Here is a 16068-nt window from a genome sequence, read left to right on the forward strand (position 1 = left end):
TTTGCAACGGGTTGCGCCAATCCCGTGCCCGGCCCATATATAGCGCCTGAGAACACGGAGGCTTTCATGGCGGACAGCGATTTTCCCGGATGGCACGGGACAACGATCATTGGTGTCAAAAAGGGCGGGCAAGTCGTCATTGCCGGCGACGGGCAGGTCAGCCTGGGCCAGACCGTGATCAAAGGCACCGCACGCAAGGTGCGACGCCTGTCGCCGGGCGGGTTCGAAGTTGTCGCCGGGTTCGCCGGATCAACGGCGGATGCGTTTACCCTGTTGGAACGGCTTGAAGCCAAGCTGGAATCGACGCCGGGTCAGTTGGCCCGCGCCTCGGTTGAGCTGGCCAAGGACTGGCGCACTGACAAGTACCTGCAAAAGCTTGAGGCGATGCTGATCGTCACCGACGGCAAAGATCTGTTGGTAATCACCGGAGCAGGGGACGTGCTGGAGCCCGAACACAACGTGGCAGCCATTGGATCAGGCGGCAACTTTGCCCTGGCTGCAGCCCGCGCAATGATGGACAGCGACAAGACGGCTGAAGAGGTCGCCCGCGAAGCCATGGCGATTGCCGCCGACATCTGCGTTTACACCAACGGCAAGCTGACGATTGAGACGATCTAGGCCAACAGGGCCGAGATCTCTTTCCCTTTCCAGCGCCGGTACATTCCAATCAGGCCCAGCACGGCCGTGAAGATGACGATGTAGTAAGGCAGGCGGATATCGATGCTCATCAATCCGCCGCCGATCAGGGACATGACGCCACCCGCAAGGCAGAAAACGGCTGTTGTGACACCCATGACCCAGCCCTGATCCGCCTCGCCAACGCTGGATGAAAACACGCCCAGCAGAGTCGGGTACGCGACCCCAAAGAAGAAGTAGAAGAAGAAGACAGGAACGTAACTCAGCACACCGTTCGGGCTGAAGGCGAAGGCAAAGCCGCAGATCACCATCACCACCAAAGAGGTATGGATGATCGCATGCTTGCTGAATCGCTCTTGCGCCGGTTTCACAAGGAACGTGCTGGAAAACGCCAACGCAAAGCCGATCACCACCATCGCCATGCTGCCACCAATCACGCCGTAGCCCCATGCGCTGGTCAGGAAGTTGTCGACGAACACGTAGAATGTGACGTTGGCGATCATAAACAACGCATAGACGGGTAGGATTTTCAGAACCATCGGGTGTTCGCGCACCGCAATCAGGCTGTCGGTGACGTCGCGCGGGCGGAATACGAAAGCCGCACGTTCGGTGCGGGTGTCCTTGAAAAAGACAGTCACAAGGAAAATGGCGATCAGCACCAGAACAAACGCGCCATAAAACGGCATCTTGAGCGTGGCATAGCTGCCCAGAATCGCCGCATCGGACAGAACAGCCCCGATTATCGGGCCGCCGACCAGACCAAAACTGACGCCGGTAATGATGTAGCCCATGTTGCGGTCACGGTCTGCGGCATCTGTGCTGCCGTCAATCATCGCTGCCTGCGCGATGGGCTGGTTGCCGGCGGTAAACCCGGTGATTGATCGGCCAAGGATCAACAGAAGCAAGCTGTTGAGATACAGCGCCACGATGGTGATGGCATAACCGGCCAAAGCCCCGCCCAGACAGACCAACAAGGCATTCTTGCGCCCGATGGAGTCGGACACCTTCGAGACGTAAACAACGCCCAGAAACCAGGACAGAAAGAAACATCCGATCACGAGGCCATAGTAGAAATGGCGCCGTCCCATCGGCGTGGTTTCCGGCAGAAACCCGGACTTGGTTTCCATGATCAGAGAGTTGATGATGGGAAAGACCAGCCCTTGCCCGATCAAATCCACGAAAACTACAAACAGTAATGTAATCTTGGCAATCTTCGTCATCAAACACACCCCGGAACTGGTTCCTTCGGGTGAGTGTAACAGACAGGCGCTTTGCCACCTAACGGCTTGTCAGAGGCCGGAAATTTCCCGGCCTCCGGGCGTCTTTCGATGTTGGGTTACGAAAGCGCCGCGACGCCCAGCGGAACGCCGGCAACTTCGCACCAGATGTAAACTTCGTTGTAGCCCGAGATATCCATGGTCGGCGGTACTGCATACTGCTGCTTACCTTTAAGGTTCAGCAGCGCGCCCAGCTTGGAGTTGGGATCGTAGGTGCCGTCCTTGCCGAAGGCCACGCGCGGGTCAGGGCCATTGTCCAGCGAAAAGTCCTCGCCCAACTCGACTATGTAGCGTTCGCCATCCTTGACCACTTTGACCGAACCGGTGGTCACGTGCTTCGAGCGGCCCTCAAATGTGCCCTTTTTCTTGGCACCGCCGGCCACGGCGACATTGGCGCTGACCAGGGTCAGGGCCGCGCCGGTGGCGGCCGCATTCAAAAAGAGCGAACGACGAGTCATCATGATTTGGGTCTCCCATTAAACTGTGCAGGCAAATTTGCCCGTCGACGCTCACCATGCAGCATGGAACCCTAAACTGGCGATTCACATCACCACGATTTTCCGTGTGCAGACCGTGTGTTGGCGTGAGTTTTTTGTGATCGGGTTGTGTTTTTGCTCGGTATGATTAGGTTCCGCTGCGAAACAGACGGATAGATTAGACATGACCGACCTGACCCCGCGCGAGATCGTCTCGGAACTGGATCGCTTTATCATCGGGCAGAAAGACGCCAAGCGCGCCGTGGCCGTGGCGCTGCGCAACCGCTGGCGGCGCAAGCAGCTGGCCGACGACATCCGGGACGAGGTCTATCCCAAGAATATCCTGATGATCGGCCCCACCGGCGTCGGCAAGACCGAGATCAGCCGCCGTCTGGCCAAGCTGGCCCGCGCGCCGTTTATCAAGGTCGAGGCCACCAAGTTCACCGAGGTCGGCTATGTCGGGCGTGACGTTGAACAGATCGTGCGCGATCTGGCGGATGCCGCGATCCTGCAGACCCGCGAATTCATGCGTGATGACGTTAAAGCCAAAGCCCATCAAGCCGCCGAAGATCGCGTGATTGAGGCTATCGCCGGCACCGACGCCCGTGATGGCACCCGCGAGATGTTCCGCAAAAAGCTGAAAGCGGGTGAGCTGGATGACACGGTGATCGAGCTGGAGCTGTCTGACACCTCGAACCCGATGCCGATGTTCGACATTCCCGGACAGCCGGGCAGCCAGATGGGCATGATGAATCTGGGCGATATCTTCGGCAAGGCCTTTGGCGGGCGTACCGTCAAACGCAAAATGACCGTCGCCGAAAGCTATGAGGCCCTGATCGGCGAAGAGGCCGACAAGCTGCTGGATGATGAGATCGTTAACCGTGTTGCTCTGGAATCGGTCGAACAGAACGGCATCGTTTTTCTGGATGAGATCGACAAGGTCTGTGCCCGCTCGGACGCGCGCGGTGGCGATGTCAGCAGGGAAGGGGTGCAGCGCGACCTGCTGCCCCTGATCGAGGGCACGACCGTTTCCACCAAGCACGGCCCGGTCAAAACCGACCACATCCTGTTCATTGCGTCCGGTGCGTTCCACATCGCCAAACCCTCGGACCTGTTGCCGGAACTTCAGGGCCGTCTGCCGATCCGCGTTGAACTGCGCGCGCTGACTGAAGAGGACTTTGTGCGCATCCTGACTGAAACCGACAACGCCCTGACCCTTCAGTATACGGCTCTGATGGGGACTGAAGAGGTCACTGTCAGCTTTACCGAAGACGGGATCGCCGCCCTGGCGCGCATCGCGGCGGACGTGAACCAGAGCGTGGAAAATATCGGGGCGCGGCGTCTCTATACGGTGATGGAGCGCGTTTTTGAGGATCTGTCCTTTGTTGCCCCCGACAAAGCCGGGACCTCAATTACGGTCGATGCGCAGTTCGTGAACGACAATCTCGGCGAGCTGACTAAGTCGACAGACCTCAGCCGTTACGTTTTGTAACACGGCCAGCCGGTTTTTGCCGTTTTTTCCGCCTCGTGTCGCTGGACGCGGGGCGAGAATTCATTAGCGTAGGCGCAATTCACCCTGAGGGCTGGCCCGTGCTGCGCTATCTGATCATTTTACTTTTTTCCTTTTCGCTTAGCGCCTGTGTCGATCGCACGGTGACCGAGATCGTTCCGTCAGCCGCGACTGTCGGAACGCCTGAAAAGATATTCGTAAGCACGACCCGAGCGCACGAAGCAGATGGTTCCTTTGGGTTTCGCCGGGGGGAAACGCTGAAGTTTCTGGAAACTACCGTATCGATCCCACCAACGCACACGCCGGGTACGCTGAAATTTTCCTATGCGAACCCCAACCCGCAGAAAGAGTTCGTTCTGGCAAATGTGACCGAACTGGACGGAGTACAGGGGCTACGCGAACATCTGCGCGGTCAGGATGACGTCACGATCTTTGTGCACGGTTACAACTCGACCCAGACTGAAACGATTTTTCGCGCAGCACAGCTGACCCATGACATTGGTCTTCCCGGATCCACGCTGGTCTATTCCTGGCCCAGCCGAGCGACGGGTTATGGGTATGCCTATGATCTGGACAGCATGTTGTTCGCCCGCGACGGGCTGGAGCGAACCATCCGAGATCTGAAAGCCATGGGGGTCAAACGCGTCATTCTGGTCGCCCATTCCATGGGTGGCGCCCTGTCAATGGAGATGATGCGACAAGCTGAACTGCAGGAGCCCGGATGGTCCAATCGAAATATCGAAGGGGTCGTCTTGATTTCCCCCGATCTGGATGTCGATCTGTTCCGATCGCAGATGAGGCGGATCAAGAATCCGCCCGATCCATTCGTTGTGATGGTTTCGCAAAAGGACAAAATCCTGAACATCTCGGCCCGCCTTCGCGGAACGGATGAAGGTGAGCGGCTGGGCAATATCAGCTCGATCGAGACCCTTGAAGAGTTCCCGATCAACGTCATTGATACCACCGCCTTCAGCAGCGATGCACAGTCTTCGCATTTCGTTGCCGCCACGTCTCCCGCGCTGTTGGCGATCCTCAGCTCGGTCCGGCGCGTCAGCAACACGTTTGGGCCTGATGAGCGGCCAGGCATCGATATTCTGGTTCCCCCAAGCCAACGCAACCCCGACGGTGCAACCGAAATTATTCTAACTGAAACAGGGCAGGCGCAGGTCACGACCCCGTGACACGGTTCAGTCTGCGTCAGTATCTAAGGGACAACGCGACCTGGCTGAGCGCGGGAGTTCTGTTGACCTTTCTGTCCAGCTTTGGACAGACCTTTTTCATCTCGGTCTTTGCTGGGAACATCCGCGCAGAGTTTGGCCTTGGGCACGGGGCGTGGGGCGGTCTCTATTCGTTGGGCACCACTGTATCTGCCGTGGTGATGATATGGGCTGGCGGGCTGACGGATATCTTCCGCGTCCGAGTATTGGGGCCTGTGGTCCTGGCCGGTTTGGCACTGGCGGCGCTTGCGATGGCTGTGAACAGCTGGCTCATCCTGTTGCCGCTGGTGGTTTTCTTGTTGCGTCTTTTCGGTCAGGGGATGAGCATCCACCTCGCTCAGGTCGCCATGGCGCGGTGGTTCACCGTCACGCGCGGCAAGGCGCTGTCGATTGCCTCGGTCGGTTATGCGATAGGCGAGGCGCTGCTGCCGCTCGCATTCGTGGCCGCAATGGCCTTGTTGGACTGGCGCTGGCTTTGGGTGGTTTCAGCGGTGATAGTATTGATGGGAATACCGGTTCTGACACGTCTTTTGCGTCAGGAACGCACACCGCAGAGTCTGGCCAGCGAATACTCGGCAACCGGTATGATGGGTCGCCATTGGACCCGAAAGGAGACACTGTGTCATCCGCTGTTCTGGTTCATGGCTCCGGCGTTGCTGGGTCCGTCGGCATTTATCACCGCGTTTTTCTTCCAACAGGTGCATCTGGCCGAGGTGAAAGGTTGGCAGCATATTGATCTGGTGGCGCTGTTTCCGGTCTACACCGGCGTATCGCTGATATCGATGTTTGCGGCCGGTTGGGCGCTGGACAAATGGGGCACAGCACGGTTGATGCCCTATTACCAAATCCCGATTGCGATTGGCTTTGTCATTGCGGGAATGACGAGTTCAATCGCAGGGGCCATGATCGCGATGGCCTTTCTGGGCCTCACCGTGGGGGCCAACAACACCTTGCCCAGCGCCTTTTGGGCCGAGTTTTATGGCACCAGACATATTGGGTCCATCAAGGCGATGGCTACGGCTGTCATGGTTCTGGGATCGGCCATCGGCCCCGGTCTGACCGGCGTTCTTCTCGATGCTGGTATCTCGCTGGACGCACAGTTCCTGTGGATCGGAGGGTTCTTTATCCTCGTTTGCCTCTCAGCAAAAATCGGAATTTTACGGGCAGAGCGCTCGTTTTAACGCGTACGTCGCAAGTAGACGTAGTAGGCCCCGTCGCCACCGTGGCTGATATGGGCCGGTGCCACTTGGAGTACGGCCTGCGCCAATGGCGGAAGAGTCAGCCATTGCGGCACCTGATTGCGTAGCACCCCGCGCGGCGTCGGGATGGGGCCGGGTTCGTCCCGATCCTTGCCCTTGCCGGTGACAACTAGAACTAGGCGCTTGCCAGATGCCTGCGCAGACAGAATAAACCGGATCAACGCCGGATGCGCGGTGTCCACGCGCATGCCATGCAGATCCAGTTTGCCCTCTGGCTTGATCTTGCCCCGCTTCATACGGCCAAACGCCTTGGTGTCCATCTGCACGGGGCTGGCCCGCAAACTGTCTCCAATCGTCGGCTTTAAGGCATGCCGCGCTGGTTTGCCTGCTGCGGTTTGCCCGACCTCGAATGCTTCAAATCGTGGCTTTGGAGTTTTGGTCGGCTTCGGTTTCGGCAATGTAGCTGGATGAACCGATTGCGGGATTTCCGGGTGCATACGCTCAGCCTGTTTGGCGACCTTGCGCCACAGCTCGATCTCTTCTGCCGTTAGTTTTCGCCGGGACATCAGAATTCATCCGGTAACAGGGCATAGGCCCGCTGGATCGGAAGCAGCAGAACCATCCGGCCCGGATCCTTCAGGCGGCCTGCGGCCTGACCGGCCTCATCGCCGGTGCCAAAGAAGATATCAGCACGCTGCGCGCCCTTGATGGCCGCACCCGTATCCTGCGCGATCATCAGCCGACGCAACGGGGCCTTGCCGTCCTTTTCCACCCAAACCGGGGCACCCAGCGGCGTATACGCCGGATCAGCCGCAATGCTACGCATCGTGGTCACTGACCGATTCATGGCCCCAAGCGGCCCAAATTCGGGCGCGACACGCGAGACTTCGCGAAAGAACACATATGAGGGGTTGTGGAACAACAGCTCGGCCCCGGCCTCGGGGTTCTTGCGCACCCAGGCGCGGATCATCTGGGCACTGACCTCATGCGCACCCAACGCGCCCTGACGGATTAGTTCGGCACCAATCGAACGGTAAGGATGACCATTCGCACCGCCATAACCGACGCGCAACGCGCTGCCGTCTGGCAAGCGGACACGGCCCGAGCCCTGAATTTGCAGAAAGAACAGCTCGACCGGATCATCGACCCAGGCAATCTCAAGCCCGCGTCCCTGCATGGTGTCCCCGGTCAGGATCTCGCGACGGCTCAGCCATGGACCAGCTTCACGCGCCTCGGGTGGCATTTTGTAGATCGGGTATTTGAAACGATCCGTCCGTGTTTTTGACCCGTCCAGTTCAGGTTCGAAATAACCGGTGAACAGCGCCTTTTCACCGTCCTCTACCAGAACCGGTCGAAAGAACAGCTCAAAGAAGGACCGGGCGGCGTCTGCCTCATAGGTCTGGGCAACGCCACACAACGCTTGCCAGTCCGGATCATCCAGATCACCGCAGGTATTCAAAAAAACCGAAAGGGCCGCCCCGTGATCGTCGGCAGCCCATCCATCCAGATCGACAAAAGAAAGAATTGATCGCGTCGGTTCAGCGCTGGCGGCAGTGGTCATAGCTGCCACCAGAAATAGCGACCTGAGCGCGCCAATCATGCGTCCGTGGCAACAAGCAGCCAGTTCGGATCATCAGAGCCCATCACTCGGGCAAAGGTCCAGCTGTCCTTTTGGCGTTTGACGGTGTTCGGGTTGCCTTCGATGATGTCGCCACCACGATCACGTACAACCGAGGTCAGCTCACCCACAAACTTCATGGTGATCTCGGCCTGGTTGGTGTCCTTGTCGAACTTCGCATCGGCCAGCGTGGTTTCACGCACACCGATGAACTCGGCCTCGATTGTCAGACCCTGATCTTCGCGGGCCGCAACGACCGAGACAAATGTGTCGAACACTTCTTCGGACAGGAAGGGCTGGATTTCGTCCAGATTGCCCTTTTCGAACCCCATGACGATCATCTCATAGGCACCGCGCGCACCCTGCACGAACTCTGTGACCGAGAAACTGGGTTCAACCCGCTTCATCGCGGCCAGCGTTTGTGCCTGCTCGCTGTCTTCAGCAACATGGTCTGTGATGTCATGATCCGGGCCGCCCTCGATCACTTCGAACCCGCGACGAGACTTGCTCGTGTCGGGTTGCTGCTCAACGGGGGGCTTCTCAAAGCCCTCACGCGTACCCAGCACGCTTTTCAGGCGCAGGATCAGGAAAACGGCAATTCCGGCCAGGACCAGCAACTGGATCATCGGTTCGTTCATTTCATCCTCTTTTCAGACCGCGACTTTGTATACGCAGCCTCTTGCCACTATGTAGGTGACAGTTCGTGGCAAGTCCACAGCCCGGCCTATGGTAAAGGATAACGCAAATGTATCTGTTCTTGGCATTTTTATTGGTGCCCATCATTGAGATCGCCCTGTTCATACAGGTTGGCGGCCTGATCGGCCTGTGGCCAACGCTGGCGATCGTAGTCCTGACAGCCGTCATCGGCACTGTTTTGGTCAGGACACAAGGTCGCATGGCACTGGCCAATCTGCAGCGATCCTTTGCCGAACTGGACGATCCGACCGAGCCACTGGCTCATGGCGCGATGATCCTGCTGTCCGGAGTTTTGCTGCTGACACCGGGGTTCTTCACCGATGCTGTTGGTTTTGCGCTGCTTATTCCCGGTGTTCGGGTGGCTGTTTTCCGCTATCTGAAATCCAAGGCCACCATCACGCACTTTCAGATGGGCACCGGGGCGCAGTTTCGCACTGGTCCTGCCCAGTATGATCAGGATGACGTGATCGACGGCGAATTCACCGAAGTTCGCCCGCGTCAGAACCCCTCAAAGCCATCCAAATGGGTCGAAGGTCCGCACCAGCATTGAGGTGTCGCGCCCAACTTGCTAAGCAATGGCGAATTTCATTTTCGGAGTAGATCCATGGCTGACGAAAGCCCTGCAGAAAACACCGCGGCACAGGCCGCCCCGCAAATTCAGATGCGCGTTCTGGGACAGTTCATTCGGGATTTGTCTTTCGAGAACGTAATGGCGCAAAAAGGCGTGTCGGGCGACGTTCAGCCTGAGATTGCCGTGCAGGTGAACCTGGACGCCAAGAAGCGCCCGACCGAGCATCAGTACGAAGTTGCGGTGAAATTGAACCTGACGTCCAAAGCCAAAGGCATGGAAGACGTTCTGTTCCTGTGCGAGCTGGACTATTGTGGCCTGTTCCACATTGAAGGCGTGGCGGAAGACCAACTACACCCGTTCCTGATGATCGAGTGCCCGCGCATGCTGTTCCCGTTCCTGCGCCGTATCGTCAGCGACATCACCCGTGACGGTGGCTTCCCGCCGGTCAATCTCGACAACATCGACTTTGTTGCACTGTACCGCAACGAACTAATGCGCCGTCAGGCCGAAGCTCAGAAAACCGAAGCTTAATTGGTTACACCCGCGCCGGGCAGGGGCTCAGGCGCGGGTCCACAGGGCGTTTTCGCCCAGTTTCTCTACAAAAGCATCATGCGCCGCGCGTTCTTCCGCAGTGATCTTTGACGGCAAGGCCGTCGGGCGCGCTGTCGGACGCCAATCTTCTCCACCACCAGACGCTGCAGCCGCGCTGGTCGACAGGCCGAAATCCGGCTGCCGACCGCCAATCAGCTCAAGATACACCTCGGCCAGAATTTCCGAGTCAAGCAACGCCCCGTGCAGAACCCGGTTTGTATTGTCAATGTTGAAGCGTCGGCACAACGCGTCCAGCGATGCAGGCGAGCCCGGAAACCGTTTACGCGCAATCGCCAGCGTATCCAGCGCCTGATCCATCGGAAGGGTCGGCAAACCCATCCATCTGAGTTCCGCGTTCAGGAATTTCATGTCAAACGACGCGTTGTGGATGACCAGCCTGGAATCCCGGACGAAGTCCAGAAACCCCTGACCAACTTTGGCAAAGACCGGCTTGTCCTTAAGCGTGACCTCACCCTTTTCCGGCGGGCGCTGGTTTTCCAGCAGGTCGGGGCCGATGCCGTGCACCCCGAATGCCTCATCAGGCATTGAGCGTTCGGGGTTGATATAGACGTGATAGGTCTCACCCGTGGCGACATGGTTCCACAGCTCAACCGCACCAATTTCAACGATCCGATCGCCGCTTTCGGGATCAAACCCCGTGGTTTCGGTATCGAGTACAATCTCACGCATCTGCCATCCTCGCCCGTATCTGCCTGACCACATCCTGCACCTGCGTGCGGGCGTGGTCCAGCGTATCCGTCACGATCACGAAATCCGACCGTGCGCATTTTTCGTCATTCGGCATCTGTTTGGCCCGAATTTGTTCGAACTGCGCCTCAGTCATCGTGCCGCGCTCCATCACGCGGCGTTTCTGCTCGTCCGCTGGGATCGAAACGCAGGCGACCGCGTCCATCGCTGCATCACCACCGGTTTCAAATAACAGAGGCACGTCAAATACCAGAATATCCGTGGAGGCGGTTTCCCGAAACTCGGCCCGGTCAGCGGCCACTAGCGGGTGGACGATCGCCTCTATCCGTTTCAACGCGGTGGGATCCCGCGCGATGATCTGCTTCAGAGCATCCCGGCTGACATACCCATTAACAACGGCATCCGGAAAATCCGCACGAATGGGCTCAACCGCAGCTCCATCCTTTGAATAGAGTCTATGTACAGCCGCATCCGCATCCCACAGCGCACAGCCTTCGTCCACGAACATTTGCGCCGTGGTGCTTTTGCCCATACCTATCGAGCCCGTCAGGCCAAGAGCAAAGCTCATTCCAGTACCGCTGCTCGGAGGTCTTCCGTCACTTCGGGTCTTCGACCGAACCAACGCTCAAATCCCGGAACTGCCTGATGCAACAACATACCCAGACCGTCGACTGTTGTGCATCCGGCATCTTCGGCCGTTTGCAATAACCGGGTTTTCAGCGGTGCGTATACCAGATCGGTGACCACAGCACCCGGCTGCAGCCCGTCCAGAGGAACCCGCAATTCAGGCTGCCCCTGCATCCCCAAAGAGGTTGTGTTCACCACCAGTTCGGCGTTTTCGATGACGTTGCCTGCTTTGACCCAATCGATCACCTTGATACGCGGCCCGAACTCTTCTTTTAACTGATCGGCGCGTTCGCGTGTGCGGTTGGTCAGCAGGATTTCAGGCACTCCGGCATCCACCAATGCCTGCAGAACGGCCCGTGAGGCACCGCCTGCACCGAACACCACGGCAGGCCCATCTTCCGGGTTCCAATCCGGCGCACCGGCGCGGAGGTTCTCCATAAAACCGTAGCCGTCTGTGTTATCTGCGTGGATCGAGCCGTCATCCTGAAAGACCAGCGTATTCGCCGCGCCTATTTTGGCCGCGCGATCCGACACGTGACCTGCCAAGCGTAAAGCCGCCTCTTTATGGGGGACGGTTACATTTGCACCGACATATCCGGCCTTGGGCAAAGTCCGCAGAACACTCTCCAAATCCTCTGGCGCAACGTCCATAGGAATATAGTGACCCGCCAATCCGTGTGTCTTTAACCAATGCCCATGCAGCTTGGGGGATTTTGAATGTGCTATCGGATGCCCGATCACCCCAGCCAGTGGAATTCGGTTCTTGGTCATTGATCGATCACCCCTTTGACGGCCAGATAATTGAGCAGTTCCAACAAGGGCATACCCAAGACATTAAAATAGTCGCCGTCAATGGTGGCGAATAGGCGAACACCTTCTTCTTCCAGCTTATACGCCCCCACCGCGTGACGAATGCTGTCCCAGTTGCGGTCAATATAGCTGCGCAGATACGCATCCGAACTCATCCGCATCCTCAGGCGTACTTGCCCTACATGCCGCCAGATTGGTTCGCCATCCTGATAGATCACAGCTGCAGACAGCAGCATATGACGCTTGCCCCGCATCGCCTTGAGCTGCGCCAGCGCCTCTTCTGATGATTCCGGTTTGGACAGTAACCGCCCATTAAAATCCAGCACCTGATCACAGCCCAGAACCATCGCACCGGGGGACTTGTCGCTGACCTTGCGGGCCTTCATCTCAGCCAGGGTATCCGCGATGTCGCGCGGCGGTGCGTTTTCGGCAAGCAGAGCCCGTTTAGCGGTGTCCTCGTCCACCCGCGCGGTTTGCACAGCAAAGGGCACGCCTGCGTTGCGCAGCAACTGTGCGCGGATCGACGACCCCGAGGCAAGGATGATGGGGACAGACATGTGGAAAACCCCATGAGCAATTCGTTAAGTGTTCTGGGATGGTTTGTATGGTTTTCCGGTTGACACGCAACCCCGGGAATTTCGCAAAATTCTTACCCGAGTCGCCCGAATACCGTCCATTTGGGACAAGGATAACTTTGTGACACGGGAAAACCGGGATGTCCCAATTTACTCAAACGGTTATCCACAGAAGCTTCCCTGATGTTAACGTTTAAGTATCTGAAAATAAAAGATTTAATTTCCGATCAACAGAATCAACCCCTTGTAAGGCAATTCTATCCACCTGGGGAAAACACATGAGTAAAAAAGTAATCCACGGATTTTGCTCACCCTACAAAACCATCTTCCTTTTTCTTTTCTTATTTTTTTATTAGGGAGAGTTCCGAGCAACGTTCGGAGCCAGAATGACTGATCTTCTTTTCACGATTTACCCGTGGGTGAAGTCTGTACACATCATGGCCGTGATCTCATGGATGGCCGGACTATTCTATTTGCCCAGACTGTTCGTCTATCACGTAGAAAAGGCGCAATCGGTCGACGGCGCACAGGAAATCTTCTTTGAAATGGAAGAGAAGCTGCTGCGTGTGATCATGCGCCCGGCAATGTACGTAGCGTGGGTGTGCGGTCTGATCATGGTCTTCACGCCGGGCATCGTCGGATGGGACTGGTCTTGGCCCTGGGTCAAGGGGGCTGCCGTGATTGGTATGACCTGGTTCCATCACTGGCTGATGGCACGACGCAGGGATTTCCTTGAGGGCCGAAATAAGCTCACTGGGCGGCAGTTTCGCATGATGAACGAGGTTCCGACCGTTTTGATGATTGTCATCGTTCTGGCGGTCGTTCTGAAGTTCTGAGAGCCTGTTTGACTCGCGCGACAGTCGCGCTTATGTAGGGATCAACACGCCCGTCCGGGCGGCGTATCTTCCGTACTGAAATTCCACTTCGTGCCGCGCGTCAGCGGTGAAGGTATATATCATGTCCTCTGAATCCCTGAATCTGGCCGACCTGAAGGCCAAAAGCCCCAAAGACCTTCTGGCGATGGCCGAAGAGCTGGAGATCGAAAACGCCTCGACCATGCGAAAAGGCGAGATGATGTTCCAGATCCTGCGCGAACGCGCGGATGAGGGCTGGACCGTTGGAGGCGATGGCGTGCTTGAGGTCCTGCAGGACGGCTTTGGCTTTCTGCGCTCGCCCGAGGCAAACTATCTGCCGGGCCCGGACGACATCTATGTCTCGCCCGATATGATCCGTCTGCACTCGCTTCGCACCGGTGATACGGTCGAAGGCGAAATCAAGGCACCTGATGATAATGAGCGTTACTTTGCGCTGACCAAAGTCACCAAGATCAACTTTGAAGATCCTGAAAAGGCCAAGCACAAAATCCTGTTCGATAACCTGACGCCGCTGTATCCGGATGAGCGTCTGAAGATGGAGATCGAAGATCCCACCATCAAGGACAAGTCGGCACGCGTGATTGACCTGGTCGCGCCGATCGGTAAAGGACAGCGTTCGCTGATTGTGGCGCCTCCGCGGACTGGTAAAACGGTGATCCTGCAGAACATCGCGCACTCGATCGAACAGAACCACCCCGAGTGTTATCTGATTGTCCTGCTGATCGACGAACGCCCGGAAGAGGTGACCGACATGCAGCGTTCGGTGAAGGGTGAGGTTGTATCCTCGACCTTCGACGAACCGGCAACGCGCCACGTGGCTGTATCGGAAATGGTTATCGAAAAAGCCAAGCGTTTGGTCGAGCATAAACGAGATGTTGTTATCCTTCTCGACTCGATCACAAGACTTGGTAGGGCTTTCAACACTGTGGTCCCTTCCTCAGGTAAGGTTCTGACCGGTGGTGTGGATGCAAATGCTCTGCAACGCCCCAAACGTTTCTTTGGTGCCGCGCGGAACATCGAAGAAGGTGGTTCGCTGACCATCATCGCCACCGCCCTTATCGATACCGGCAGCCGGATGGACGAAGTGATCTTTGAAGAATTCAAGGGCACTGGTAACTCGGAAATCGTTCTGGATCGTAAGATTGCAGACAAGCGCGTGTTCCCGGCGATCGACATCCTTAAATCCGGCACCCGGAAAGAGGACCTGCTGGTCGACAAGGGCGATCTGGCCAAGACATTTGTCCTACGTCGGATTCTCAACCCGATGGGTACGACCGATGCAATCGAGTTCCTGTTGTCTAAGTTGAAACAGACGAAGACAAACGGAGAGTTCTTCGATTCGATGAACACCTGACACAGGTCTTAAACCCACGCGAGGCCTTCGAATGGATACGATATTCGCCTTGGCCAGCGCGCAAGGCAAAGCCGGGGTGGCGGTCATCCGCCTCTCTGGCCCTCAGGCGCATTCCGCTGCGGCCAAATTAACCGATAGCACGTTGCCGGCCCGTGGTATGCGGGTGCGGTCTTTACGCGCGGCCGATGGCTCGCGCCTGGATGATGGTTTAATCCTGACATTCCAAAGTCCGGCCAGTTTTACAGGTGAAGATGTGGCCGAGCTGCAAATCCATGGTAGCACCGCCTCGGTAAACGCAGTGATCCGAACCTTGTCCGATATGTCCGGGCTACGTCTTGCGGAGCCCGGGGAATTCACACGCCGAGCGCTGGAAAACGGCAAGATGGACCTGACACAGGTCGAAGGTCTTGCCGATCTGATAGACGCTGAAACCGAAGCGCAACGCAAACAGGCGCAGACCATTCTTGCGGGTGAGTTGGGCACATTGGCCGAGCGTTGGCGCCGCGATCTGATTCGGGCGGCATCGTTGCTGGAAGCCGTTATTGATTTCGCGGATGAGGAAGTTCCGACCGACGTCACTCCCGAAGTGAAATCCCTGGTCTCTGGCGTCATGGCCGATCTTCACAGAGAAGCAGAGGGAGTGAAGATCGCAGAACGTATTCGAACTGGGTTTGAAGTTGCGATTGTGGGTCTTCCGAACGCAGGGAAGTCGACGTTGCTGAATGCGTTGGCTGGGCGTGAAGCGGCGATAACGTCTGAATACGCCGGTACGACGCGGGACGTGATTGAGGTCCGAATGGACCTTGCTGGATTGCCGGTCACGTTGCTGGACACGGCGGGTTTGCGCGAATCCGAAGACCACGTTGAAAACCTCGGGATCGAGCTGGCAAAGAAGCGGGCGGATTCAGCCGATCTACGTGTGTTTCTGACTGAAAACCCCGCAGAACTGGGTGTATCAATGCTCGCTGACGATATCCAGGTATTGCCCAAGTCCGATCTTCGGGAGCCGTCCGAAGGGGGAATTTCTGGAAAAACCGGGCAGGGCATCGATCAGCTAATCTCCCAGATTTCGGGTGTGCTTAGCAATAAAACTACAAGCAGTGGTATTGCGACGCGCGAACGACATCGTGCAGCGCTGATTACGGCGCGTGAGTCGCTTGCCGCTGCAATGGCGGTTCTGGAATCAGGCCCAGACTTGTATGATATCGCAGCAGAAGAAATGCGCACGGCGATCCGTGCCCTTGAAACTTTGGTTGGCAGAATAGGTGTGGAAGATCTCTTGGATGAGATCTTCTCGAGTTTTTGCCTGGGTAAGTAAGGAGTGTTTC

Annotated in this window: 18 protein-coding genes; 9 read left to right on the plus strand and 9 right to left on the minus strand. The window is 57.2% G+C overall.

The window, feature by feature from the left end; all coding sequences use genetic code 11:
• The first annotated feature begins 66 nt into the window (after positions 1–66).
• A complete protein-coding gene (hslV, locus tag MHN28_RS12055; RefSeq protein ID WP_239339564.1) occupies positions 67–618 on the plus strand; it encodes an ATP-dependent protease subunit HslV in 552 nt (183 codons plus the stop codon).
• On the opposite strand, the gene MHN28_RS12060 is transcribed toward hslV, so the two are convergent.
• A complete protein-coding gene (locus MHN28_RS12060) occupies positions 615–1856 on the minus strand; it encodes an MFS transporter (protein WP_239339567.1) in 1242 nt (413 codons plus the stop codon). The two genes, hslV and MHN28_RS12060, sit on opposite strands and share 4 nt — an antisense overlap.
• 116 nt (positions 1857–1972) lie before the next feature.
• Positions 1973–2374, minus strand: a complete 402-nt coding sequence (locus MHN28_RS12065) for a DM13 domain-containing protein (protein WP_239339572.1) — start codon at positions 2372–2374, stop codon at positions 1973–1975.
• 199 nt (positions 2375–2573) lie between these two features.
• On the opposite strand from MHN28_RS12065, the gene hslU reads away from it, so the two are divergent.
• The 3 genes from hslU (at position 2574) to MHN28_RS12080 (ending at position 6297) form a co-directional block, all read left to right on the plus strand.
• Positions 2574–3881: an ATP-dependent protease ATPase subunit HslU gene (hslU, locus tag MHN28_RS12070; RefSeq protein WP_239339574.1), complete on the plus strand. Its 1308-nt coding sequence runs from the start codon at positions 2574–2576 to the stop codon at positions 3879–3881.
• Positions 3882–3979: 98 nt separating this feature from the next.
• Positions 3980–5080, plus strand: coding sequence for an alpha/beta fold hydrolase (locus tag MHN28_RS12075; RefSeq protein WP_239339586.1), 1101 nt, complete (start codon positions 3980–3982; stop codon positions 5078–5080).
• Complete coding sequence (locus MHN28_RS12080; protein ID WP_239339589.1) at positions 5077–6297, plus strand: MFS transporter; 1221 nt, start codon at positions 5077–5079, stop codon at positions 6295–6297. The genes MHN28_RS12075 and MHN28_RS12080 overlap by 4 nt, the downstream gene beginning before the upstream one ends.
• Here MHN28_RS12080 and MHN28_RS12085 read toward each other — a convergent pair.
• The 3 genes from MHN28_RS12085 to MHN28_RS12095 are packed head-to-tail and all read right to left on the minus strand — an operon-like array spanning position 6294 to position 8571.
• Positions 6294–6881: a Smr/MutS family protein gene (locus MHN28_RS12085; RefSeq protein ID WP_239339599.1), complete on the minus strand. Its 588-nt coding sequence runs from the start codon at positions 6879–6881 to the stop codon at positions 6294–6296. The two genes, MHN28_RS12080 and MHN28_RS12085, sit on opposite strands and share 4 nt — an antisense overlap.
• Positions 6881–7915, minus strand: coding sequence for a murein transglycosylase A (locus MHN28_RS12090; protein WP_239339602.1), 1035 nt, complete (start codon positions 7913–7915; stop codon positions 6881–6883). The genes MHN28_RS12085 and MHN28_RS12090 overlap by 1 nt, the downstream gene beginning before the upstream one ends.
• Entirely contained in the window at positions 7912–8571 is a 660-nt protein-coding gene (locus MHN28_RS12095; protein ID WP_239339614.1) for a Tim44/TimA family putative adaptor protein, read from the minus strand. Before MHN28_RS12095 ends, MHN28_RS12090 begins: the two co-directional genes overlap by 4 nt.
• 107 nt (positions 8572–8678) lie before the next feature.
• Between MHN28_RS12095 and MHN28_RS12100 the strand changes: the two genes are divergently transcribed.
• Together MHN28_RS12100 and secB are read left to right on the plus strand one after the other, a co-directional pair.
• Positions 8679–9179, plus strand: coding sequence for an FxsA family protein (locus tag MHN28_RS12100; RefSeq protein WP_239339625.1), 501 nt, complete (start codon positions 8679–8681; stop codon positions 9177–9179).
• Between the two features lie 54 nt (positions 9180–9233).
• Positions 9234–9731: a protein-export chaperone SecB gene (secB, locus tag MHN28_RS12105; RefSeq protein WP_239339633.1), complete on the plus strand. Its 498-nt coding sequence runs from the start codon at positions 9234–9236 to the stop codon at positions 9729–9731.
• Positions 9732–9758: 27 nt separating this feature from the next.
• On the opposite strand, the gene dnaQ is transcribed toward secB, so the two are convergent.
• Genes dnaQ through MHN28_RS12125 form a run of 4 tightly spaced genes read right to left on the minus strand, consistent with a single transcriptional unit; the run spans position 9759 to position 12493 of the window.
• Positions 9759–10481 (minus strand): DNA polymerase III subunit epsilon, encoded by a 723-nt coding sequence (gene dnaQ, locus MHN28_RS12110; RefSeq protein ID WP_239339635.1) that lies wholly within the window; start codon positions 10479–10481, stop codon positions 9759–9761.
• Positions 10474–11067 (minus strand): dephospho-CoA kinase, encoded by a 594-nt coding sequence (gene coaE / locus MHN28_RS12115; protein WP_239339640.1) that lies wholly within the window; start codon positions 11065–11067, stop codon positions 10474–10476. Before coaE ends, dnaQ begins: the two co-directional genes overlap by 8 nt.
• The gene (locus MHN28_RS12120; protein ID WP_239339643.1) at positions 11064–11897 is read right to left on the minus strand and encodes a shikimate dehydrogenase; all 834 of its coding nucleotides are present in this window, start codon (positions 11895–11897) and stop codon (positions 11064–11066) included. The genes coaE and MHN28_RS12120 overlap by 4 nt, the downstream gene beginning before the upstream one ends.
• Entirely contained in the window at positions 11894–12493 is a 600-nt protein-coding gene (locus tag MHN28_RS12125) for a nucleoside triphosphate pyrophosphatase (protein WP_239339646.1), read from the minus strand. Before MHN28_RS12125 ends, MHN28_RS12120 begins: the two co-directional genes overlap by 4 nt.
• A gap of 404 nt (positions 12494–12897) precedes the next feature.
• On the opposite strand from MHN28_RS12125, the gene MHN28_RS12130 reads away from it, so the two are divergent.
• The 3 genes from MHN28_RS12130 to mnmE all read left to right on the plus strand — a co-directional run bounded on the left by MHN28_RS12130 (position 12898) and on the right by mnmE (position 16058).
• Complete coding sequence (locus MHN28_RS12130) at positions 12898–13347, plus strand: CopD family protein (protein WP_239339650.1); 450 nt, start codon at positions 12898–12900, stop codon at positions 13345–13347.
• Positions 13348–13468: 121 nt separating this feature from the next.
• Positions 13469–14740 carry a transcription termination factor Rho gene (rho, locus tag MHN28_RS12135; RefSeq protein WP_239339666.1) on the plus strand — a complete coding sequence of 424 codons (1272 nt, stop codon included), beginning with the start codon at positions 13469–13471 and terminating at the stop codon, positions 14738–14740.
• Between the two features lie 31 nt (positions 14741–14771).
• Positions 14772–16058, plus strand: a complete 1287-nt coding sequence (mnmE, locus tag MHN28_RS12140) for a tRNA uridine-5-carboxymethylaminomethyl(34) synthesis GTPase MnmE (protein ID WP_239339669.1) — start codon at positions 14772–14774, stop codon at positions 16056–16058.
• Positions 16059–16068 lie beyond the last annotated feature (10 nt).

Source organism: Ruegeria sp. Ofav3-42 (assembly GCF_022347725.1).
GTDB lineage: Bacteria > Pseudomonadota > Alphaproteobacteria > Rhodobacterales > Rhodobacteraceae > Ruegeria.